This is a genomic window from Streptacidiphilus jiangxiensis, from assembly GCF_900109465.1.
Lineage (GTDB): Bacteria > Actinomycetota > Actinomycetes > Streptomycetales > Streptomycetaceae > Streptacidiphilus > Streptacidiphilus jiangxiensis.
Genome location: NZ_FOAZ01000034.1, coordinates 1 through 20,462, shown reverse-complemented (window position 1 = coordinate 20,462; position 20,462 = coordinate 1). Strand labels below are relative to the sequence as shown.

Below are 20,462 nucleotides of genomic sequence, written 5' to 3'. Positions count from 1 at the left end.
TCCATGGCGCAGGCTGGCTCCGCGATCGTGAGCCGACGTCAGGCGGTCTGGTCCGGGTGTTCGTACCGGTCGCCGGCGAAGCGGGCGAGGCCGTCCCGCAGTTCGCAGGCGGGGACGGCCCACGGAAACCTGGTTGAGGGGCCGTAGATTCTGTGCCAGCCCGAACCGAGGTCGGAGCCGAGCCGCTCGCCCGGGAGCACGTGATCGAGGTACCTCACGTGCAGTTCAGACTTGGGTCCCGCCGCCACCAGACGACCGGAGCGGTCGCGGACCGGGCCACCGTGCCCGGCGCGCTGCTCCCCGCCAGTGACCTTGATGACAGAGATGTCCGCCCATGCGACCGCGTGGGAGGATCGTTCGTCCTTCTTGCGGTTCGGCTGCTGCTGGAAGGTCAGGCCCTGGCTGTCGACGGTGACGACATCCGGCCCGTGGTCGTTCCTGAGGCCCAGCGCGTAAATGATGAGAAAGAAGGAGATGCCCAGGGACGCAGGGGCCCAAGCAGCGGTCGGAGTCGCATCCGGTATCAACCTCAGCAGGAGCCCGAAGCCGGCAAATACGACACCGGCAACCAGTCCCACCGTGAGGCCTATCAGGTGCGTGTGGGGAGTGTTCTTGACGTCTTTCTGGCTCTTGGTGACGATGACCGGCTCGAGCGATGGCACGGGGGCGCCGATGGGTCCGGTCGTGGGCTTGCCTGCCGTCGCGGGGTCAGCTGAATCACCGGGCGGGGTAGGGGGTTTCGCGCCGGTCGGCTTGTTCGGAGCGATGTCCGGGATCGTCCTGGGGTGTGTTTCGGGGCCGCCGGCTGAGGTGAGAACTGTGAGGGTGCGCAGTGCCTGTGTGCGGCTCCGGATGGCCGTCCGGGATCCCTCGATGGCCATCCACGCACCGGGGCCGAGGGTGTCGCCCAGGCTGGTCTCGCACCAGGTCCGCACCCACTCCGGGGTGGGGCGGTGGTCGGGGTCCTTGTCCAGGCAGGCGGCGATCAGGTCGCGCAGCCGAGGTGTGAGGCCGGTGAGGTCGGGGTGGTCGGCGACGATGCGGTGGGCGACGGCCCATTCGTTGTCGGCGGCGAAGGCCTCGCGGCCGGTCGCCAGGCGATGGAGGGTGGAGCCCAGGGCGAAGATGTCGGACGGCGCGCCGACCGGGCGGCCCATGGCCTGCTCGGGCGACATGTACAGGGGGGTGCCGATCCGGGTGGAACTGCTGCGATGCGTGACGGACTGGGTCAGGGATTTGACGATGCCGAAGTCGATGACCTTCGGACCGGTCTCGTCCAGGATGACGTTTGCGGGCTTGAGGTCCCGGTGGACGATGTCCGCCGCGTGGATGTCGGTGAGGGCGTGGGCGATGCCCCAGGCCAGCAGCATCACCTGCTCAGCCGGCAGCGGCCCGTGAGCGGTCACCAGCTCAAGAAGGGACGGGCCGGCCACGTAGGTGGTGGCCAGCCAGGGCTCTTCACCGTCCAGGTCCGCGGCCAGCAACGATGCCAGATGCGCGCCACGCACCCTCTGAGCGGCTCGGACCTCCGCCGCGAAGCGGCCCCTGAACTCGGGGTCCCCGGCGAAGTCGCGGCGGATGACCTTCACTGCCGCCCATTGTTCGCCTGGGGAGAGCGCGAGGAACACCTGGCCCATCCCGCCCTCACCCAGACGCGCCAGCGGACGGAATCCGCCCAGCTCCCTCGGATCCTCGAGCCGCAACCCGGCGAACTCCAACGCTGCCCCCGCCATACAGCCCCCTCGTCCTCCCCTGACGTGGAACCAGTCAGGTCCGCCCGCCGCCCAGCAGGAAGCCGATCATCGCAGTCGGACCTCACCTTCTGACAGGTCACACGACCGGCCACATGTGACCGGTTCGGTGGGCCCAGGAAGTCCGCTCCCCGCGACGGCACGGCCTTGCGGTGCCGTTCCCCAGAGGCCTCGACGCGTTGCCTGTCTCAGTGCAGGCCCTGCGCAATCCATAGCACGTCCGCCTCAGTGAGGTCTGGATCCTGTTCCTGAATCGTCATTGTGTAGGTGCCATCGAACCAGGACAGGGTCTCGCCCAGCTGACGGCCCGTTGCCGGGCGGACAGTGAAGTGCCCCAGGTGCCCGTTGACGCTCACGGACGCCCCGGTCGTCGGCGTCGATTCGCCGACCGTCTCCGTAATGATCAAGATTCCTTCATGGCCAGATGCGTATCCGCGCTCCCACGACGGCGTGGGCGAGGTGAGGAAGTGCGCACCATCGCGGTCGACGTGCACGGTGGCACTGTCGACGTTGGCCATGACGTCCGATGTCGGGGAGTATCCGGCTGGGAGATAGCCAGGCTGACGAAGATCCTTGGCCATGAACGTGCTCGTGTCCGAGGTGTGGCCGGGGCCGCCCAAGCTGCGGTTGCCCAGCGGATGGTCGAGGGACACCGAGAGATGCTGTGCCTGACCGTTGTCGCACACCGCGTCCGGGGGAGCATGCCTGTGTCGCACGACCTGCAGGGTGACGGCGCTGGAGGTCTCCGCCGCGACGAGCGTGGGCCGGTCCTCGCAGCCGTTCCAGAACACCGATGCCGTCAGGGTGCGCCCATCAACGCCGACCAGCACGTCACCGGTGACCGCTGTTGAGCCGGCTGCCGATGCATCGGCGGCCCCGTCAGGAGAGCTCGTCGCCCAGGCAGAAAGGCCGGCCATGGCGACTGCCCCGACTGCGGCCAGGGTCACCACCCCGGCGTGAGACGACCGAGATGCCACCGTACCTCCAGGTTCTTCTGCGTCGGGTGGTCCGGCGACACTCATGTGCGTCGCCGGATCCGCCCCGCAACTGGCGTGTGCAGCGCTCCGGGTGGCGCATCCGGGCGGCCACCGAAGCGTTCACCCAAGCATTCACCGAAGAGTTCACCGAAGCGCCAGAGCGTGTTTGTGTCAGGCGCCGGACGCGGAGCTTAGCGTGCGGTGGCTCACCTCCCGTGGAAGGACACCGCGCATGCGCCGCGTTACCAAGATCTCCGCCGCGACCGTCGGACTGGCCGTACTCGCGGTCACCGGCACCGCCGTCGCCGCAGCAGGTCACGGCAGTAACGACAACGACTGGCCCTACGCCCACCACAGCGAGGCGACATACACCTTGGCGGCCGTCGGTGACATCGCCTGCGAGCCCGACGACCCCGAGAACGCCGGCACTCCGACATCCCTCAAGTGCGGCAGCCCGACCCTGGGCGGGATGAGCGCCGAGTTCGCCACCGCCGGGCAGGCCACGGCCATGCACCCGGACGCGGTGGCCCTGCTGGGGGACGAGCAGTACCAGGTCGGCAAGTTGACCGACTTCCAGCAGTCCTTCGACCAGGCCTGGGGAGGCCTGAAGATGCTCGAGCGCCCGGCGCCGGGCAACCACGAGTACTACCCGTACGCCAAGAAGGGCGACAACGAGGCCGGCCAGAACGGCAACGGGTACTTCAGCTACTTCAACGGACACGACCAGTCCGGGGCGCCGACCAACCAGGGCCAGGCCGGCGACGACACCGCCGACAACCAGGGCTGGTACTCCTACAACCTCGGCAACTGGCACATCATCTCGCTCAACGCCGAGTGCAACTCCGACGCGTTCAACCACGACTGCTCCACCACGGACAACGGCCTGCTGGCCCAGGAGACCCAGTGGCTCTCCCAGGACCTGGCCGCCAACTCGCGTCCGTGCACCATCGCGTACTGGCACCAGCCGACCTTCAGCGCCACGACCGCCTCCACCGCGACGGTCCCGGCGGCCGCGCCGGGCGCGGGCGGTGTCGAGGGCGCGGCGGCCGACGCCTGGTGGCAGCTGCTGTACCAGAACCACGCCACGCTCGTCCTCAACGGGCACGAGCACGCCTACGCCCGCCTCCGCGCGATGGATCCGGCGGGCGACTACGACCCGAAGCACGGCATCCCGGAGTTCGTCGTCGGCTCCGGCGGCGAGGCCCTGGACACCCTCGCGGGTACGGCGGGCAACTACGACAACCCCAACGTGGTCACCGGGCAGGCGGGCGCGTTCGGCGTCCTGAAGCTCACGCTCAAGTCCCACGGCTACAGCTGGGACTACCAGCCCGTCCTGCCGGGCCCGGGCTTCGACTCCTCGGCGCTGCAGTACCGCGACACGGGCACCGGCTCCTGCCGCTGACCCCTCGCGGGGGTCGGTCGGCCGACGACGCCATCCTCGGGCAGGGCGGACCCACGCACTCCGTCCTGCCCAGGGCCATCTGGGAGATGATGATCGGACTGCTAGCCTCCACTCCACTCGCGGACGCACAGGCGTCCGGATCCAGGGAGGCTTTCGGCCATGGCGTTCGCCTACACCTTCGACCTGACGCGCACTGAGATCGAGGAGTTGCTTGCCTCGGCGAGCAACTTCTCCGGCCTCTTCGGCGGATTGAAGAAGAAGATCCTGGCCTCGGCCTCGGCCAGGATCGCCGAGCGGAACGAGGGCAAGGTCACCGTCGAGCTCTCCGAGACGGGCATCCGGCTGACCGACGACCGCGGTGTGCGGGACATGGTGTGGGCGAAGGTCCACTACGTCGTGGAGCGCCCGGGTCTGTGGACCACGCAGGACGTGGAGCACGGGGCCGCGATCCTCCCGGCGTCGGCGGTCCCCGAGGAGGACCGGGCCGCCCTCGCGGAGCAACTGCGGGCCTGGGTCGGCGGCAAGTACACGGTGCGCGACGGCGGCGTGGGGCGCTGAGGCGGGCAGCGTTGGCTGTGGCTGTGGCTGTGGCTGGGGGTGTCAGTGGCGGTGCTTGGGGATGCCGCGGGTGACCAGGGTGTCGTCCGCGGGCTGGTAGGCCAGCGGGCGTGCGCCGGGGGTGGGGCGGAAGCCGGCGAGGACGACCTCGAGGTAGCGGCGCCACAGGTCGGGGCCCGTGCCCGCGGTGTCGTCGATGAGGCTGCGCAGGGCGAGGACGGACAGGTAGACGTCCGTGAGGGTGAGCTCGGGGCGGACGTCGCCGGTGGCCTTGGCCTGGTCCAGCATCTGCCCCATCAGCTGCCACAGCTCGGTGCGGCGCTCGTCCTGCTCCGGCGGAGGGGACGCCTGCCACAGCCGGGCCAGGCAGCCGTGGTGAGAGGCCATCACCTCACCCATGTGGAACAGCGACTCCTCGAGCCCGCTGGGCGCGCCGGGGGCGCGGTCCGTGCCGAGTGCAGCCGACATCCGGGCGTACTCCAGGATGGATTCGAAGATGACCTCGCTGAGCTCGTTGATCAGCGCGTCCTTGGTGGGGAAGCGCCGGTAGAGCGTGCCCATGCCGACGCCGGCGCGGCGGGCGATCTCCTCCACGCCGGCGTCGGCGCCGTGCTCGGCGAACGCCTCCCAGGCGGCCCGCAGCAACCTCGCCCGGTTCTCCGCCGCGTCGCGGCGAAGTCCCTTGCCCGTCCGGGCGGTGGCGGTGCCGGCGGCTGCTGCGGCCCGGCCCTGGGAGTCGTTCATGGTCATCCGTTCAAGGAGGCTTCGTTCATGTCGGCCTGGCGATTGTCCTTCGAGTCGCCCGCGGCCACCATCCGTGGGGTCCGACGGACCGTCGGGATGAGCAGGCTGGCGACGGCGGCGAGGACGCCGCCCGCCGTGAGCATCCAGAAGACGTCGGTGTAGCCGGAGTCCTGCGGGAAGGGGTGGGTGGCGGTGACGCCGGAGGCCAGGATACTGGCCCCGATGGCGCTGCCGACGGCGCCGCCGATGGTGCGGATGTTGGCGTTCATGCCGCTGGCCACGCCGGTCTGCTCGGCCGGCACCGCCTCGACCACGATGGCCGACATCGACGAGAAGGCCAGGCCGAGGCCGATGCCCAGCAGGGTGGAGGAGAGGTAGAGCTCCCAGGTGCGGGAGTGGTCCACCGCGAGCAGCACGAACGGGACGACGGTGACGAAGCTGCCGGCCACCAGCACGGCCTTGGAGCCGTAGCGGGCGGAGAGTCGGCCGGTCCAGGTGCCGAGCAAGAACATCGCGACCGTCATCGGCAGCATGTAGAGGCCGGACTGGGTGACGCTGGCGCTGAAGCCGTATCCGGCGAGCTTGGCCGGGGTCTGCACCAGCTGCGGCAGGAACGTCATGGTGGTGTACATCCCGACGCCGAACAGCAGTGCCACGAGGTTGGCGGTCCAGACGGCGGGGATGCGCATCATCCGCATGTCGATGAGCGGCTCGGCGGAGCGCAGCTCGACGAGGATCCACAGGGCGACGAAGACGACGGTGGCGGCGAACAGGCCGAGCACGCGCGCGCTGCCCCAACCCCAGCTCGGGCCCTCGCTGACGGCGAGCAGCAGCGCCACCAGCCAGGCGGACAGCAGGCCCGCCGCGGTCCAGCTGATCCTGCCGGGGGTGCGCACCGGGGACTCCGGCACGAAGAGGAAGGTGGCGACGGTGGCGATCCCGGTCATGATCATGGGCAGCCAGAACAGCCAGTGGTAGTCCATGTGGTTGGTGATGGGACCGGCCAGGATCAGGCCGATGCCACCGCCGACGGCGGTGAGTGCCGCGGTGGTGCCGACCGCGCCGCGCACCTTCTCGGCGGGGAACTCGTCCCGGATGATCCCGAAGGCCAGCGGCAGCACGCCGCCGCCCAAGCCCTGGATCACGCGGGCGACGATCATCAGGCCTATGGAGTTCGAGAGGCCGGCGAGGGCGGAGCCGAGGGTGAGCGCCAGCAGCGTGGCGATCAGCATCCGCTCCTTGCCCACCTTGTCGCCGATGCGCCCGAGGATGGGCGTGGCGACGGAGGCGGACAGCAGGTACCCGGTCATGAGCCAGGTGGCGGTGGACTGGGAGGTGTGCAGGTGCTCGATCAGCGTCGGGAGCACCGGCACGATCATCGACTGCAGCAGCGCGTAGGCGCCGACGCCGAGCACCAGCACCGCGAAGGTGACGTTGTAGTGCGGGCGGTTCTTGGTTCTGGCCATAGGTCAGGCTCTCCAGCGGGCAGGCTAACCGGAGATTTGACTCCGCATACGGATCATAGCACGAAGCGGAGATGGGTCTCCGGTTGCGCTGGAAGCACTGACGCGGCGCTTAGGCGCGCGGGTCGGCGCACGGGGTGCACGGTCCCGGGCTGCCGTGCGCTGCGGAAACGATGCGCATCGCCGTGGTCCGGCGGGCGTTCGAGCGTGGAACCCGGTGACGCACCGCAGCCCCCCCGGAGGACACGATGAAACTCAAGGACGAACTGCCCGTGGATCACCGCCTGGCGCAGGTGTACCGCTACGGCGCCGGACTGTGCGGTGTCGCACTGCTGGTCTTCGGCTGCCTCGGCCTCGCGAACGGCCTGGCGTTCTTCGGCACCAAGGGCGAGCAGGTCGCCGGGCTGTCGAGCAACGGCCTGCTCAGCGTGGTCTCGATCGTGTTCGCGGCCGTGCTCGTCGCGGGTGCGGTGATCGGAGGCAACACCGCGTCGACGATCAACATCATCGTGGGCGCCCTCTTCGTGCTGAGCGGCTTCGTCAACCTCGGCCTGCTCGAGAGCGGTGCCAACTTCCTGGCGTTCCGCATGGCCAACGTGCTGTTCAGCTTCGTGATGGGTCTGATCATCGCCACCTTCGGCATGTACGGGCGCGTCAGCATGAAACTGCCCCACGACAACCCGTACTGGAAGGCACGCCACCCCGACCGGACTGGCGCGGCGGGCCTGTCCCCGGCGCTGCCCGGCCCGGCCGCGTCGGCCTCGCACCTGTAGTCGACACCACGAGGTGCCGTTCGACCCGGGCGGCTCGGCCCCGGCCTGCCTCAGGCCGGGTCGCCCTCGTCGAGCTGCGCGGCCGCCCGGCTGATCCGATCGGCCGCGGCCTGCAGGAAACGCACGACGGTTTCGCGCTCGCCGTCGCTGAGGTCGTCGGCGGCGGCGTCGACCGCGGCCACCAGCGGTCGCAGGGCGGTGACGATCTCCTGCCGCGCGTGCGGGGTCGGGTGGACCACCGTGCGGCGGCGGTCGGTGCGGTGGCGGCCACGGGTGACGTGGCCCGCTTCCTCGAGCCGGTCGACCAGGACGGTCGCTGAGGCGGAGCGGATGCCGAGCCGCTGTGCGATGTCCATCGGCCCGAGGCCCTCGGGCGAGCTGAGCAGGTGTTCCATGGCGGTGACGTCGTTGTGGCCCAGGCCCAGATGGCGGGCCAGCGCCTGCTCGGCGTTGCGGTTGGCCAGCAGAAGTTGCCGCACCGCCCAGGCCACCGGTCCGCCGATCCGCTGCCCGGACTCGCCGGGCGGTCCGGTCGGCGGGCCGGTCGGCAGGTCGGACGGGGTGTCCCCGGTCGCGGCCTCGCTCACCTGGCCCCACCACCTTCCGTGCCGCGCGCCAAGCCCCGGCGGGACTTCACTCGCGCGATCGACGTCTCTCCGACTGTTCCGCCGCTATTGTTCCGCAGCGGGCACAGTGCTTCGCCCATCGGCCGCCGCCGCGTGCGTCGGTCCGTGGCGCAGGCGGCCGGGCCACCAGACGCGGTCGCCGAGCTCGTACACCAGGGCGGGCACCAGCAGAGAGCGAACCAGCAGGGTGTCGAGCAGGACGCCGAAGGCGACGATGAACGCGATCTGCAGCAGGAACGCGAGGGGGATCACTCCCAGAGCCGCGAACGTGGCGGCGAGCACCACGCCCGCCGAGGTGATGACGCCGCCGGTGGTGGTCAGGCCCCGCAGGACGCCCGCCCGGGTGCCGGACCGCAGCGACTCCTCGCGCACCCGCGTCATCAGGAAGATGTTGTAGTCCACGCCGAGGGCGACCAGGAACACGAACCCGTACAGCGGGACCGAGGCGTCCGCGCCGTGCAGGTCGAACACGGCTGGGAAGACCAGTGCGCTGACGCCCAACGTCGCCAGGTAGTTGAGCACGACGGTCGCCACGAGCAGCACGGGCGCCAGCAGGGCGCGCAACAGCAGGACGAGGATGAAGGTGATGATGGCGAGCACCACGGGGATGATGACGAGCCGGTCGTGGGCCGCGGTGTTCTGGATGTCGAGCTGCTGGGCCGTGTAGCCGCCGACCAGTGCGTGGGCGTCGGGAATCCGGTGCACGGCGGCGCGCAGCGCCCCCACGGTCTGTTCGGCGGCGTGGCTGTCGGCCGGGTCGGCGAGAACCGCGTCGACGGTGGCGAGGTGCGATCCGGGCGCGGCCGGCAGGACCGTCGCGGAGGCGACCCCGGAGGTGGCGCGGGTGGCAGCGAGGACCTGGTCGGCCTGCCGCGCGTCGGTGAGGACGACGGCGGGGTTGCCCTGCCCGGCGGGGAAGTGCGCGTCCAGGACGCGTTGGGCGGTGACCGACGGCTCGGTGTGGATGAACGTCTCGTCCAGGGGCAGGCCGCGGGCGGTGAACAGGGGCAGGGCGCAGGCCGCTGCGACCAGCCCGGCCAGGGCCAGCGCCCACACGCGGCGCGGTCGGCGGCTGACCAGGTCGGCGGCGCGCCGCCAGACTCCCGAACTGGTCCTGTCGCCGGTGTGCGGACGGGCGGGCCAGTAGGCGCTGCGGCCCAGCAGCACCAGCACGGCGGGCAGGAAGCTCAGGGCGCTCAGTGCCGCGCATGCGACCCCGATCGCGCCGACCGGCCCCAGAGCCTGGTTGTTCGTCAGGTCGCTGAGCAGCAGGGCCAGCAGACCCAGGGCCACCGTCGTGGCGCTGGCGAGGACCGGCTCGACGGAGCGTCGCCACGCGGTGCGCATGGCCGCGAACCGGTCCGCCTGTCGGGTGAGTTCCTCCTTGAAGCGGGCGCTGAGGAGCAGGGCGTAGTCGGTCGCCGCGCCGATCACGAGGATGGGCAGGATGCCCTGGACCTGGCCGTCGATGCGCACCACGCCCTGGCGCGCGAGCAGGTAGACGATGCCGCCGGCCAGTCCGAGGGCGAAGACCGCGCTGACGATGACCAGCAGCGGGAGCAGGACACTGCGGTAGACGAGCAGCAGGATGACCAGCACCACGGCGAGGGCCACACCGAGGAGCAGCCCGTCGATGCCGGCGAAGGCGTCGACCAGGTCCGCCTGGCTTGCGGCGGGGCCCGCCAGGAAGACCGTCACGCCGCCGACGGCGGCGGTTGAGCGGACCTGGTCGACAGTGGCGTGCAGTTGGTCGCCGAGGTCCGCGCGCAGCGGCACCACCGCCTGCAGAGCCCGCCCGTCCCTGGACGCGATCACCGCTGTCGGCGGTTCGGCGAGACCTGGCACGCGGGCCACCCGCGCCAACGCCGCCTCGGCCGCCGTCGCCGCGCCCGGGGGCAGCGGGCTCGGTGACGAGGTCCACACCACGACGAGCGGGACGGACTCACGGGTGTCGATGCTGCGCTGCAACGCCAGCACCTTGGTGGACTCCGCGCTCTGCGGCAGGAACGCCGCGCTGTCGTTCGTCGCGACCTGCCCCAACTTGCCGACGAACGGCCCGAGGCCTCCTCCGACGGCCAGCCAGACGATCACGAGAACCGCGGGGAGAAGCCACCGGAGGCGGCGCTGGACTCTGGGCGAGGGGGACACGACTCCACCAATACAGCTAGAGAAACTTGCTACCTGTTTCCCTAGGTATATCAGAGCCGTGCCGAGGCGCGGCACGACAGAAGGACTCCAGGCTGTCGCCGCCGAGGCCGGACCCCTACCCGCATCGATGCCGAAGCGAATTCCGCCCGGTCCGGCGGACCCGCTTCAGCCGGCCCGCTACTTCAGTCGGCCCGCCAGGGTGTGACCGACGAACAGGTACAGAACCGCGGGGATGCCGTAGTTGAAGAGGGTGCGCAACCAGCCCTCGGAGGGTGTGAACAAGTCGTGCGCCCAGGCCGACAGCCAGTCGGCGGCGCTGTGGACCCAGTGCGCGAAGTCATTGGAGGGGTTGGCGTCGAGAACGTACAGCACGATCCACAGTCCCAGGATGCCCGCGACGACATCGGTGACCACCATGATGCTGCGGGCCGCGCCCGCCGATCCGTATCTGCCAGCCATGAGACGCGTCTAGCCCCGGACGTCCCCGGGCAAACGGGCGGTCCGTCAACCTGCGCCCATGCGGCGCGAGGTCGTGCGATGCGGCAACGGTGCGCCTCGTGACCGCGTCGAATTCATGGGGCCATGGGGGCAGGTGGGATCCCCGCGGTCCCGAAGGAGGACGACATGACGAACCGGCAGGTCCCTCGGACCGCAACCGGGACGCCCCGCCCGGGACCCAGCCGCCGGCTCCTCGGCGCCCGCGCCCTGCGCCGACCCGACCGGGCGCTCGTGGCGGTGTGGCGCACGGCGACCGTGGCCCTTCTCACGAGCTCCTCCCTCTGCGCGATACTGCTCTCCGGCCACCTGGCCGCCAGGGGTGCGGCCGGCTCAGCGGTCGGGTTCGCCGTCGATGCCGCCGCGCTCGCCGTTGCCGGCCTGGTCGTGGCGCTGAACGACACGCGCGCGGCGCGCCTGTGCGTGGCAGTCGTGACCGCCGCCCAACTACTCGCGGTCCTGGCAGCCCTGCGCACCGGTGGCTTGACGGTGACGCAGGACGACACGACGCGACTGCTGAGCTCAGGCGCCGCCGCGGTGGTGACCCTCGCGTTGCTCACCTGGCTCGACCCCCGGGCGCCGGACCCGGACGCCGACACCAGAAAACCCGGCGGTCCCGCGCGCCGATGACGGGGCCCGAGCTCCCCGGCGTGCGTCGCGCCGTGTGACCCGGCGGGGCGGGGGTAGGCGCGAAGGGTTCGGCCGGTCCGTCCGGGATCGGCCTCCGAGCGCGTGGAGGTACGCAGATGAGCCACCGGCTCTGGAGCTATCCGAGCGACAGCGCGGTGGTGGCCGGGGAGGACGTCACCGGCTACCGCGTCGAGGCCGCCGACGGCCCCGTCGGCCACGTCGAGGCGGTCCTGGACCGCGACGAGCGGCGCTGCCTGATCGTCGACACCGGCACCTGGATCCTCGGCCGGCGCGTGGTGGTCCCGGCCGGGACGGTCGCCCGGGTCGACTGCGCCGCCAAGGCGGTCCACGTGGCGCTGACACGGGACCAGATCAAGGGCGCTCCCGCCTTCGAGCGCGATGACGACTTCTGGACCACACTCGGCCGGTACTACGGCGCGTTCCCGGGCTTCGGTCCGATGCTCTGAGCGGAGCGCGCGGTACCAGCGCCCGGCGAATCCGGACTGTGGGTGTCCACCGGCAGCACCCCGGAGAACCGGGCGGTCAGGGGCGGATGGCGTGAGTCCTGCGGCCTCGGCCCCTCCCAGGGGCGGCCGGTAGCAGGTCCCGCCGCTCTGGGAGGGGTCCAGGACCGGCTTCGTCCGCTCGCACGAGACCGCGAGGGGTCTCGGGCGTGGTCGAATCGAGTCCGGCGGCGGGGTCTCGCTGCGGAAGCGATGCACGTCGATGCTTCCGGGTGGACGCTGGAGCGTGGGGACGGGCCGAGCCCGGTCTCGATCAGCTCCGGAGGGCGTGATGAAGCGCAAGGACGAACCCCCCGCGACCGACACCGTGGGCGTGGGCTTCGACGACGTCGCGCAGGAGTCGGTGTGGGACTACCCGCGCCCACCGGCGCTGGTCGCGTGCCGCAGCCGCGTGACGGTCGTGTTCGGGGGCGTGGTCGTCGCCGACACCACGCGCTCGCAGCGGGTGCTGGAGACCAGCCATCCGCCGGTCTACTACGTGCCCGCCGCGGACGAGACCCCGGGGGCGCTGCGGCGCGGCGCGGGGGAGTCCTGGTGCGAGTGGAAGGGCCACGCCGTCTACTGGGACCTGCACGTCGCCGACCACGTCAGTCGCCGCGCTGCCTGGAGCTATCCCCGGCCGGCGCCCGGATTCGAGGCGTTGGCGGACGCCCTCGCCTTCTACCCCGGCCGGGTGGACCAGTGCCTCGTCGACGGTGAACCGGTGCAGCCGCAGCCGGGCGACTTCTACGGAGGCTGGATCACCTCCCGGATCCGCGGGCCGTTCAAGGGCGGCCCGGGATCCCAGGGGTGGTGAACGGAAGGGCCCGGCGCGGGCGCTCCTGTCACGCCCGCCCCACGCGCTCCTCGGCCGGTGCGTGCTCGGCCACGCCACGCAGCCACCACGCGGACACCGAGTCCAGGCGCAGGCGGACCCGCCCGGCCGGGGCCCAGCGCTCGCCGAGCCGGTAGGAGGCACGGTCGAGATGCAGGTACCCGGAGACGGCCAGACGGTCCCGCAACGGTGGCCGCCTGCCGTCGCGGCACGGCAGGCTGCGCGCCCAGGACGCCCCGGTGACGGGAGTCCCGCGCCACATGATCCCGTCCGCGACCAACTGGACGAGCACTTCGCTGTCGTCGGCGACGATCGCCGTGATGGTGTCGCCCAACAGCAGGTCGTGGTCGCTCATCGGGTCGCTCCTGACGCGTTGCGAAGCTCTCGGAGGGCTTCCGGACGGGGTTGACGGGCTGCCAGGTCGTGCAGCACCTCGCGCGCGGCGTGGGCACCGGACGCGAGCGCGCCCTGCACGGACGCCGTGGCCCGGTGGTCGCCGCAGACGTAGCGGCCAGGGCCGAGGCGCGTGCGCAGGCTCAGCGGCTGCGCGGCGGGGAGCGCCGGCAGGGCTTCGCTGATGCGGTGGACCGCGATCCGTTCCCACGTGCGGGTCGAGGTCCGGTACAGCTCGGCCAGGCGCCGCTCTGCGGCCTGGACCTGCTCCGGGGACGCCGTGCCCAGCAGCGAGGTCGACACCAGGGCGACGCCCGGAGGGGCGTAACCGGGCTGGACGTTGCTGACGACACTGGTGTGCAGCAGTTGCCCGTCGCCGTCCACCAGGAGCTGCCTGGACGGCCAGGGTGCCTCCGGAGCCGCATGGTAGAGCGTCGTCACCGCGCGTGCCGAGACCGGCGGCAGCTGCGGGAGCAGGGCACGCGCGGCGGCCGGTCCGGTGGCGACGACGACTGCCGGCGCGCGCACCTGCCCGCCTTCGGCGAGCCGGACGCCGTCACCGTCCAGCCGCTCGACACCCGAGCCGAGCCGCAGCACGCCGACCGGAAGCCGCTCCGCGAGCTGGAGCGGGATCTGGGCGACGCCGCGTTCCGGCAGGCACAGGCTGCCACGGAGCATGCTGCGCAACACCAGATGGAAGAACCGCCCCGAGACCGCCAGGTCCTGGTCCAGGAAGACCCCGCGCAGGAACGGCGCCAGCACGGCTTCGCAGAAGGCGTCGTCCAGTCCGGCGCCCTGCAGGGCCTGACGGACCGTCGTCCCGCGCCTGCGCTTGACCAGGCCGACCGGAGCGAGCATGTCCCAGGTTCCGAGCGCCGCGAGCGCCAGCAGGTCGCGCGGGGGCCCGAGGCGCAGCATGCCCGGCAGGGCACCGGGCTCCCGTGTGGGATCGGCGACCCGATCCCGTCGCTCTCCGCGGGCTCCTCGGGCGAGGACGAACCCGGCCTCGAACGCCTTCAGGCGCAGCGCCCGCAGGTCGACCCGCCGTCGCACCTGCGGGTAGGCGGTGTTGAAGACCTGGAAGCCGCGATCGAGAACGAACCCGTCCTGGTAGTCGGACACCATCCGGCCCCCGACGCGACCGGCGGACTCCAGCAGCACGACCTCGAGCCCCGCGTCGCACAGGTCCGTCGCGCACGCGAGCCCGGCCGGTCCGGCCCCGACGACCACCGCGTCGACTCGTGCCGTCCTCGTCATCGCGCCTCACTCCGGTTCTGGATTCCCCGTACTCGCACGGAACGACGCTCCTCCACACCTCGACCCACCACGACACGCACCGTTGGCGCATCGAAGCGACCGCATCTGATCGGTCGCGTCGAAGCGTCAGTGGGGAACCGATGCCAGGGCGATGCGAATCGCCGCCGACGCGGCTGGTGTCGACCGTGTTGGCGCCCGGGGTCGTCGACCCCGGGCGCCAAGGAGGCAGATGTGTGTGCCGCTCGCCCGCACTGGCTGTTCGCCGACCAGCTCGGCCCGCACTTCCTGCGGGAGGGCGACGCAGGACCCGACCCGGATGCGCCGGTGGTGCTCGTCGAATCCCGTGCGGTGCTGCGCCGTCGCGTCTTCCACCGGGCCAAGGCCCATCTGGTGCTGTCCGCCCTGCGGCATCGCGCCGCCGAGCTCGGGGACCGGGCCCGGTACGTGCGCGCGGACACCTACCGTGAGGGCCTCCGGCTGGCGGTCGGCGCGTCGGCGGTGACGGTGCACCATCCCACCTCACGTGCCGCCTTGAAGCTGGTGGAGTCCCTTCCGCAGGTTCGGGTGCTGCCTGCGCGCGGGTTCCTCACCGATTTCGTCGCGTTCCGTCGTTGGGCCGACGGTCGGGGCCGGCGTCGGCTGCTGCTGGAGGACTTCTACCACGCCGTGCGGGTGCAGTGCGGCCTGCTCATGGACGGGGGAGCGCCGGTCGGCGGTCGCTGGAACCTCGACGCCGAGAACCGTGAACGGCCGCCCCGCGGCGCGGAGCGGCTGCCGGTGGAGCCGCCCTGGTGGCCGCAGGAGGACGAGATCGACGAGGAGGTCCGGGCGGATCTGGACCGTTGGGAGCGGCGGGGAGAGGTGCGTTTCCTCGGTCGGGACGGCCCGCGTCGTTTCCCCGTCACCCGGGGAGAGGCGCAGCAGGCTCTGGACCGGTTCCTGGCCGTGCGGCTGCCCGCTTTCGGTCGTTTCGAGGACGCGATGCTCGCGGGCGACCCGTGGATGGCCCACAGCCTGCTGTCCGTGCCGCTCAACCTCGGGCTGCTCGACCCGCTGGAGTGCGTGCGTGGCGCGGAGGCGGCCCACCGGGCCGGTGCGGCACCGCTGAACAGCGTCGAGGGGTTCGTCCGGCAGATCGCGGGCTGGCGCGAGTACGTGTGGCATCTGTACTGGTACTTCGGCGACGATTACCGGCACGCGAACGCCCTGGACCACCGGGAGCCGGTGCCCGCGTGGTTCGCCGACCTGGATGCCGACGCCGTCGAGGCGGCCTGTCTGCGCGGCGCGCTCGCCCAGGTCCGTGACACCGGTTGGACCCACCACATCCCCCGTCTCATGCTGCTGGGCAACTGGGCGTTGCAGCACGGCTGGAACCCGCGCGAGGTCACCGACTGGTTCCACCGGGCGTTCGTCGACGGCTACGACTGGGTCATGGTGCCCAACGTGGTCGGCATGTCCCAGCACGCCGACGGCGGCAGGATGACCACCAAGCCGTATCTGGCCGGTGGCTCCTACATCCACCGCATGAGCGACTTCTGTGGTGCCTGCCGCTACCGCCCCCAGGAGCGCACGGGTCCCGCAGCCTGTCCGGTCACGACGGGCTACTGGGCGTTCGTCGCCGGCCACCGCGCCCTGTTGGAGCACAATCCCCGCACCGCGCGCACCGTGGCCCAACTGGACGGCCTGAGCGGTATCGAGGACCTGTTGGCGGTCGAGCGTCGACGGGGTGGTGGCCCGCCGTGACTCCGGTCCGGCGATCCGCCGTGCGGCGATCCCGTGCGGGCGTGAATGGATGCGCGATCGATGCCGGCTGCGAACGCAGCGTCCAGGGTCAGGCTGGAGGCATCACGATCAGCCGGGAGGCCAGCCATGTCCGGTCACGTTGTCTCGCCGCAGCCCGTTCCCCCGCTCCTGCGGGTCCAGTCCCTGGGCCGCCCGGAGGAGACGCCCGAGTGCGAGTCGTCCACCTGCCACGGGATCTCCATCCACGACCCGGTCCACCACCACGACCTCTGGTGGAACTGGGTCGGGTTGTTCGGGCTCGCCGTTCTCGTCATCGGCGCCGTGGGCTTCATGGTCGGGCGGATCCTCGCCCTGTGACCGCCTCCGGCCGAACGCAGTGAGAGGGGAACGACCATGACGCCGCACCGGAGCGACACGGCGCGCGAGGCCGGACTGCCCACCGGGGAGGTCGCGCGCCGGTTGGGCGTGTCACCGGTGACACTGCGGTCGTGGGAGCGGCGCTACGGCATCGGCCCGGCCGCACGCGACCACGGCCACCACCGCCGCTGGACACCCGCCGACATCGCCCGGCTGGAAGGCATGTGCGCACTGACGGCGCGAGGCCTGCCACCGGCCGAGGCCGCCCGGATCTGCCTCGACGGCCCGACCCCCGCGGTCGACGCATCACTGCCCGCCACCGCCCCCGGGCAGCCGGACCGGCGGGAGCCCACTCCGCACGAGGGCATGACGGGGCGCGTGCGCGGCCTGGTCCGCGCCGCAGACCGCCTCGACGCGCCCACCGTCCAAGCCCTTCTGGCCGCAGCTGTCGACGAGTTGGGCGTGGAGGCGGCCTGGGAGGAGGTGATCGCGCCCTCGCTGCGTGCGGCCGGACGCCGCTGGGCCGCGGTGGGGGAGTCGTACATCGAGGTCGAACACCTGCTGTCCTGGCACGTCTCCGCCGAGCTGCGCCGACGGGCCGTCCCGATCCCCCGATCCGGTCCCGTCGCCCTGCTGGCGGCGGCTCCCGGGGAGGACCACACCCTGCCCTTGGACGCGCTGGCCGCCGCGCTCACCGCGCGCGGCATCGCGTTCCGGATGCTCGGGGCCTCGGTCCCGCCGGCCGCCCTCGCCCAGGGCCTGCGTCGCCTGGGACCGGCCGCCGTGCTGCTGTGGTCGCAGACCCGGGCCACCGCGGCGCCGCAGATCGCCGCCGACATCCTGACCCTCCCCTTCGGCGTCGCCGGTGCCCGCCGCCGCCCGCTCCTGCTGCTGGCCGGTCCGGGCTGGCACCCGCTCCCGCCCACGGGCGCGGCCGTCAAGCCCGCCAGCCTGAGGGGCGCGGTCGACCGCATCGCGGCCACGACGGGCGCGCTCACCGACCCGTCCGCGAGCATCCCGTCCGCGAGCACCTGACAGAGCCGTCCCCGTCCCCACCCCCGTCCCCGCACGCCCAGGAGAATCGCGTGGCCATCACCGTGGTGCGCTCGTTCCGCGTCGCCACCCCCGCCCCGACCGTGGCCTCCTACCTGGAGGACTTCAGCAACACCGAGCAGTGGGACCCGGGCACCGTGCGGTGCCGTCGCCTCGACCCCGGCCCGCTCGCGGTGGGCGCCCGCTGGGAGAACACCTCCCGCTTCCGCGGCAGGCAGGCCACACTCGACTACCGCCTGGTCACCCGGGAACCGCACCGGCTGGTCTTCCACGGCGTCAACCGGACCGTCTCCGCCACCGACGACATCGCCATCCGCCCGCACGGTGACGGCTCCCTGGTCACCTACCGGGCCACCCTGACCTTCAAGGGCCTGCTCCGGTTCGCGGAGCCGATCCTGCGCCGGTCCTTCGAGGACCTGGCCGACGCCGTCCAGGTCCGGCTGCGCCACGTCCTCGACGCGCTCCCGCCGGCCCCGCCCGACCCGCCGTCCTGACCGTTCGGGCGGGGCACGTCACCGCTCCTTCGGAGTGGCGCGGACGGGCTCGAGGAAGACGTCGTCGACGTAGCACCAAGCCCAGGTCTCGCCGCTCTTCAGCGTCCGGGCGATCGGATGGCCCGTCCGCGTGAAGTGCTCGAACGCGTGCCGCCGCGGAGAGCTGTCGTCGCAGCCGACCGTTCCGCACGCCGTGCACGCCAACAGGTGCACCCAGGTGCTCCCTGACGCCAGGCACGCGCCACACCCGGCGCCCGCGGCCGCCGCCACCAGGGCCGCGTCGACATGACTGCAGGTCCTCTCGGTGGCCGCGCCCGCCGGCTGGGTCACCCGCCACTGTCCCGATCGGTCGTCCATGGCCTCAGCCAACCACGATCCGGCTCCGCTCAGGCCCAGTGGTAGTCGGTGACCTGGCCGTCGTGGACGGCGATGGAGCCGTGGGCGGTGTCGTCCAGGTCCCAGACGGTGTAGTGACCGGCCGGGAGCGGAGTGATGACGGCCGCGTACAGGGTGCGGTGCGGCAGGTGGCGCGGGCGCACGGCGGCGTGGGTGCGGTGGGCGGGGTCGGTGTCCGGGCTGACGTGGATCTCCAGACCGTCCTGCAGGGCGGTGGTGTGGATGACCAGGGCGCCGGTTCCCGCGCCGATGTCCAGCAGCACGCTGCCCTGGTGCGAGGGGGCCGGGAGGGGCGGGTGTTCGTGGGCGTGCTGGTGGGGCATGTCGATCGTCTGCTCACTGGCCTCGGAGTGCATGGCGGTTCCTGTTCAGCTGTACGGCGTGGGGGCTCCGGTGCCGCGCCTGCGGGGGCACGGCCGCAGTGGGGTGTGCGGGCACCGGAGCGGTCAGCGTCCGACGCGGTGGCCGGGTGGGGCGGGGGTCAGGAAGCGGGGTGGTGGTAGCCGTCGTAGGGGACGCCCAGGTAGGGGAAGGTGTCCAGGTAGGGGTTCTCGGGGGCGGTGTTGTCCAGGCCGTCGGTGACTTCGGTCGCGGCCTTGTCGGGGGTGAAGGTCTTGTCGACGAGTGCGTAGGTCAGTCCGGCGATCGCGCGGATCTCGACGGTGACGACGTCGTCGAACACGCGGCGGCCGTTGGGGAATCCGGCTGCGTCGCCCGCCACGAGGCCCAGGATGTTGGGCTTGTCGGTCGGCGGGACGGCGACGTTGAGGCGGAGCATGTCGGCTTCGGTGGTGCCGGTGAAGTTCTGGAAGCCGGGGACGACGCCCTTGGGGATGCCGGTGAGGAGGATCGCGAGGAGGTCCGCGCGCGGCTTGCCGGACTTGTCGAGCGCCTCGAGGCTGGGGAAGACGTCCGGGTACAGGACCGGGAGCAGGCCGGCGAGTTCGGGCTTGGCGACGTAGGAGGCGAACCTCTTGTCGTCGGCCGGGGGCAGCGCGTTCCACTCGTCCTTGCGGGCCATCGGCACGATGACCTCGTTGAACAGCGGGTTGCCCAGACGGGAGACCTGGACGAACGGTCCCGACTCGGTGTCCTTGCCCCGGCCGGGCTCGATCACCCGGGCGGCACGACGGCTGGCCGAGGTCCACACGCCGATGACGGCGCGGGGGTCGTCGACGTCGGAGCCGCACCAGCCGCGGGTCAGCTCCTGGATCGGGACCTGCAGCGCGAGGCTGTGGACGTTGAGCTCCTTGGTGGCGTTGACGCCGGGCTGGTCGGGCAGGCCCTGGGCCTTGGCGAAGACGTGCAGCGACTGGAACGGACGCAGGTCACCCAGGTCGAAGATCGAGCCGAGGTCGACGTAGAAGCCCTCGGCGCGCTGCCCGGCGAACACCTTCCGGCCCGGTCCCACGCCGTGCACGGCGGCCCTGGCGAGGGCCGGGTAGTCGGGGGTGGACAGGGGGCCGATGTTGCACGGTGGGCAGAGCAGGTCCCGGCCGAGGACGGTCTCGCGGCCGTGCTCGACGCGGGTGAGGGTGTAGGTCTGGAAGCGGTTCCAGGCCGTCGAGGTCAGCGAGGTGATCGGGCCGGTGTTGTAAAGGAACGTGTCGTGGTTGCGCAGGTGGGTGGTGAAGCGGAACTGGTAGCTGACGTCCGCGCGACCGTCGCCGGTGTTGTCGATGTGGATCTCGTACAGGACGTCGTCGCCGAACTCGTAGAAGTTCGGGCCGCCCGCGGGGTTCTGCAGCGGGATGTAGTTCGCGATCAGGGTGACGGTGTCGCGCTTGTCGGGGCTGACGAACGCGTACAGGTCGGTGCTGTCGGCGACCGGGTCCTTGGAGATCTCGGGGGCTTCACGGTGGGA

The 20,462-nt window shown here is 71.8% G+C and carries 22 protein-coding genes; 10 read left to right on the top strand and 12 right to left on the bottom strand.

The window, feature by feature from the left end; translation table 11 throughout:
* Positions 1 to 38: 38 nt before the first annotated feature.
* Both BMY61_RS39000 and BMY61_RS38995 read right to left on the bottom strand, forming a co-directional pair.
* Positions 39 to 1,718 carry a serine/threonine protein kinase gene (locus tag BMY61_RS39000; RefSeq protein WP_161791196.1) on the bottom strand — a complete coding sequence of 560 codons (1,680 nt, stop codon included), beginning with the start codon at positions 1,716 to 1,718 and terminating at the stop codon, positions 39 to 41.
* A 221-nt stretch (positions 1,719 to 1,939) separates the two neighbouring features.
* Positions 1,940 to 2,668 (bottom strand): hypothetical protein, encoded by a 729-nt coding sequence (locus BMY61_RS38995; RefSeq protein WP_143094739.1) that lies wholly within the window; start codon positions 2,666 to 2,668, stop codon positions 1,940 to 1,942.
* 292 nt (positions 2,669 to 2,960) lie between these two features.
* Between BMY61_RS38995 and BMY61_RS38990 the strand changes: the two genes are divergently transcribed.
* Together BMY61_RS38990 and BMY61_RS38985 are read left to right on the top strand one after the other, a co-directional pair.
* Positions 2,961 to 4,130: a metallophosphoesterase family protein gene (locus BMY61_RS38990; protein WP_042442615.1), complete on the top strand. Its 1,170-nt coding sequence runs from the start codon at positions 2,961 to 2,963 to the stop codon at positions 4,128 to 4,130.
* A gap of 159 nt (positions 4,131 to 4,289) precedes the next feature.
* Complete coding sequence (locus BMY61_RS38985; RefSeq protein WP_042442617.1) at positions 4,290 to 4,688, top strand: hypothetical protein; 399 nt, start codon at positions 4,290 to 4,292, stop codon at positions 4,686 to 4,688.
* A gap of 42 nt (positions 4,689 to 4,730) precedes the next feature.
* Here BMY61_RS38985 and BMY61_RS48145 read toward each other — a convergent pair whose 3' ends face one another.
* Positions 4,731 to 5,432 (bottom strand): TetR/AcrR family transcriptional regulator, encoded by a 702-nt coding sequence (locus tag BMY61_RS48145; protein ID WP_042442619.1) that lies wholly within the window; start codon positions 5,430 to 5,432, stop codon positions 4,731 to 4,733.
* Positions 5,433 to 5,434: 2 nt separating this feature from the next.
* On the bottom strand, positions 5,435 to 6,898 hold the full coding sequence (locus BMY61_RS38975) for an MFS transporter (RefSeq protein WP_042442621.1): 1,464 nt from the start codon (positions 6,896 to 6,898) through the stop codon (positions 5,435 to 5,437).
* Between the two features lie 245 nt (positions 6,899 to 7,143).
* Between BMY61_RS38975 and BMY61_RS38970 the strand changes: the two genes are divergently transcribed.
* A complete protein-coding gene (locus tag BMY61_RS38970) occupies positions 7,144 to 7,668 on the top strand; it encodes a DUF4383 domain-containing protein (RefSeq protein WP_042442623.1) in 525 nt (174 codons plus the stop codon).
* Between the two features lie 50 nt (positions 7,669 to 7,718).
* Here the strand turns inward: BMY61_RS38970 and BMY61_RS45620 are convergent, their stop codons facing one another.
* The 3 genes from BMY61_RS45620 to BMY61_RS38955 all read right to left on the bottom strand — a co-directional run bounded on the left by BMY61_RS45620 (position 7,719) and on the right by BMY61_RS38955 (position 10,901).
* Entirely contained in the window at positions 7,719 to 8,255 is a 537-nt protein-coding gene (locus BMY61_RS45620) for a MarR family winged helix-turn-helix transcriptional regulator (RefSeq protein ID WP_063773168.1), read from the bottom strand.
* An 84-nt stretch (positions 8,256 to 8,339) separates the two neighbouring features.
* Complete coding sequence (locus tag BMY61_RS38960) at positions 8,340 to 10,385, bottom strand: MMPL family transporter (RefSeq protein WP_075004231.1); 2,046 nt, start codon at positions 10,383 to 10,385, stop codon at positions 8,340 to 8,342.
* A 234-nt stretch (positions 10,386 to 10,619) separates the two neighbouring features.
* Positions 10,620 to 10,901, bottom strand: a complete 282-nt coding sequence (locus BMY61_RS38955; protein ID WP_042442627.1) for a membrane protein — start codon at positions 10,899 to 10,901, stop codon at positions 10,620 to 10,622.
* A 165-nt stretch (positions 10,902 to 11,066) separates the two neighbouring features.
* Between BMY61_RS38955 and BMY61_RS38950 the strand changes: the two genes are divergently transcribed.
* The 3 genes from BMY61_RS38950 to BMY61_RS38940 all read left to right on the top strand — a co-directional run bounded on the left by BMY61_RS38950 (position 11,067) and on the right by BMY61_RS38940 (position 12,887).
* Positions 11,067 to 11,567, top strand: a complete 501-nt coding sequence (locus BMY61_RS38950; RefSeq protein ID WP_042442629.1) for a hypothetical protein — start codon at positions 11,067 to 11,069, stop codon at positions 11,565 to 11,567.
* Positions 11,568 to 11,683: 116 nt separating this feature from the next.
* Positions 11,684 to 12,034, top strand: coding sequence for a hypothetical protein (locus BMY61_RS38945; protein WP_042442631.1), 351 nt, complete (start codon positions 11,684 to 11,686; stop codon positions 12,032 to 12,034).
* 328 nt (positions 12,035 to 12,362) lie between these two features.
* A complete protein-coding gene (locus tag BMY61_RS38940) occupies positions 12,363 to 12,887 on the top strand; it encodes a DUF427 domain-containing protein (RefSeq protein ID WP_082014733.1) in 525 nt (174 codons plus the stop codon).
* 28 nt (positions 12,888 to 12,915) lie between these two features.
* Here BMY61_RS38940 and BMY61_RS38935 read toward each other — a convergent pair whose 3' ends face one another.
* Positions 12,916 to 13,260 (bottom strand): hypothetical protein, encoded by a 345-nt coding sequence (locus tag BMY61_RS38935; protein WP_042442633.1) that lies wholly within the window; start codon positions 13,258 to 13,260, stop codon positions 12,916 to 12,918.
* Entirely contained in the window at positions 13,257 to 14,555 is a 1,299-nt protein-coding gene (locus BMY61_RS38930) for an NAD(P)/FAD-dependent oxidoreductase (RefSeq protein ID WP_042442634.1), read from the bottom strand. Before BMY61_RS38930 ends, BMY61_RS38935 begins: the two co-directional genes overlap by 4 nt.
* A 231-nt stretch (positions 14,556 to 14,786) precedes the next feature.
* Between BMY61_RS38930 and BMY61_RS38925 the strand changes: the two genes are divergently transcribed.
* The 4 genes from BMY61_RS38925 to BMY61_RS38910 all read left to right on the top strand — a co-directional run bounded on the left by BMY61_RS38925 (position 14,787) and on the right by BMY61_RS38910 (position 18,202).
* Positions 14,787 to 16,298: a cryptochrome/photolyase family protein gene (locus BMY61_RS38925; protein WP_042442639.1), complete on the top strand. Its 1,512-nt coding sequence runs from the start codon at positions 14,787 to 14,789 to the stop codon at positions 16,296 to 16,298.
* Between the two features lie 126 nt (positions 16,299 to 16,424).
* Positions 16,425 to 16,655, top strand: a complete 231-nt coding sequence (locus BMY61_RS38920; RefSeq protein ID WP_042442641.1) for a hypothetical protein — start codon at positions 16,425 to 16,427, stop codon at positions 16,653 to 16,655.
* Between the two features lie 36 nt (positions 16,656 to 16,691).
* Positions 16,692 to 17,690: a MerR family transcriptional regulator gene (locus BMY61_RS38915; RefSeq protein WP_042442643.1), complete on the top strand. Its 999-nt coding sequence runs from the start codon at positions 16,692 to 16,694 to the stop codon at positions 17,688 to 17,690.
* Between the two features lie 50 nt (positions 17,691 to 17,740).
* A complete protein-coding gene (locus BMY61_RS38910) occupies positions 17,741 to 18,202 on the top strand; it encodes an SRPBCC family protein (RefSeq protein ID WP_236655852.1) in 462 nt (153 codons plus the stop codon).
* An 18-nt stretch (positions 18,203 to 18,220) separates the two neighbouring features.
* On the opposite strand, the gene BMY61_RS38905 is transcribed toward BMY61_RS38910, so the two are convergent.
* The 3 genes from BMY61_RS38905 to BMY61_RS38895 form a co-directional block, all read right to left on the bottom strand.
* Positions 18,221 to 18,559 (bottom strand): UBP-type zinc finger domain-containing protein, encoded by a 339-nt coding sequence (locus BMY61_RS38905; protein ID WP_082014754.1) that lies wholly within the window; start codon positions 18,557 to 18,559, stop codon positions 18,221 to 18,223.
* Positions 18,560 to 18,588: 29 nt separating this feature from the next.
* Positions 18,589 to 18,954: a phospholipase gene (locus BMY61_RS38900; RefSeq protein WP_143094738.1), complete on the bottom strand. Its 366-nt coding sequence runs from the start codon at positions 18,952 to 18,954 to the stop codon at positions 18,589 to 18,591.
* 125 nt (positions 18,955 to 19,079) lie between these two features.
* Positions 19,080 to 20,462: DUF4331 domain-containing protein (locus BMY61_RS38895; RefSeq protein WP_075004230.1), on the bottom strand; the 1,383-nt coding region annotated here is incomplete at its 5' end.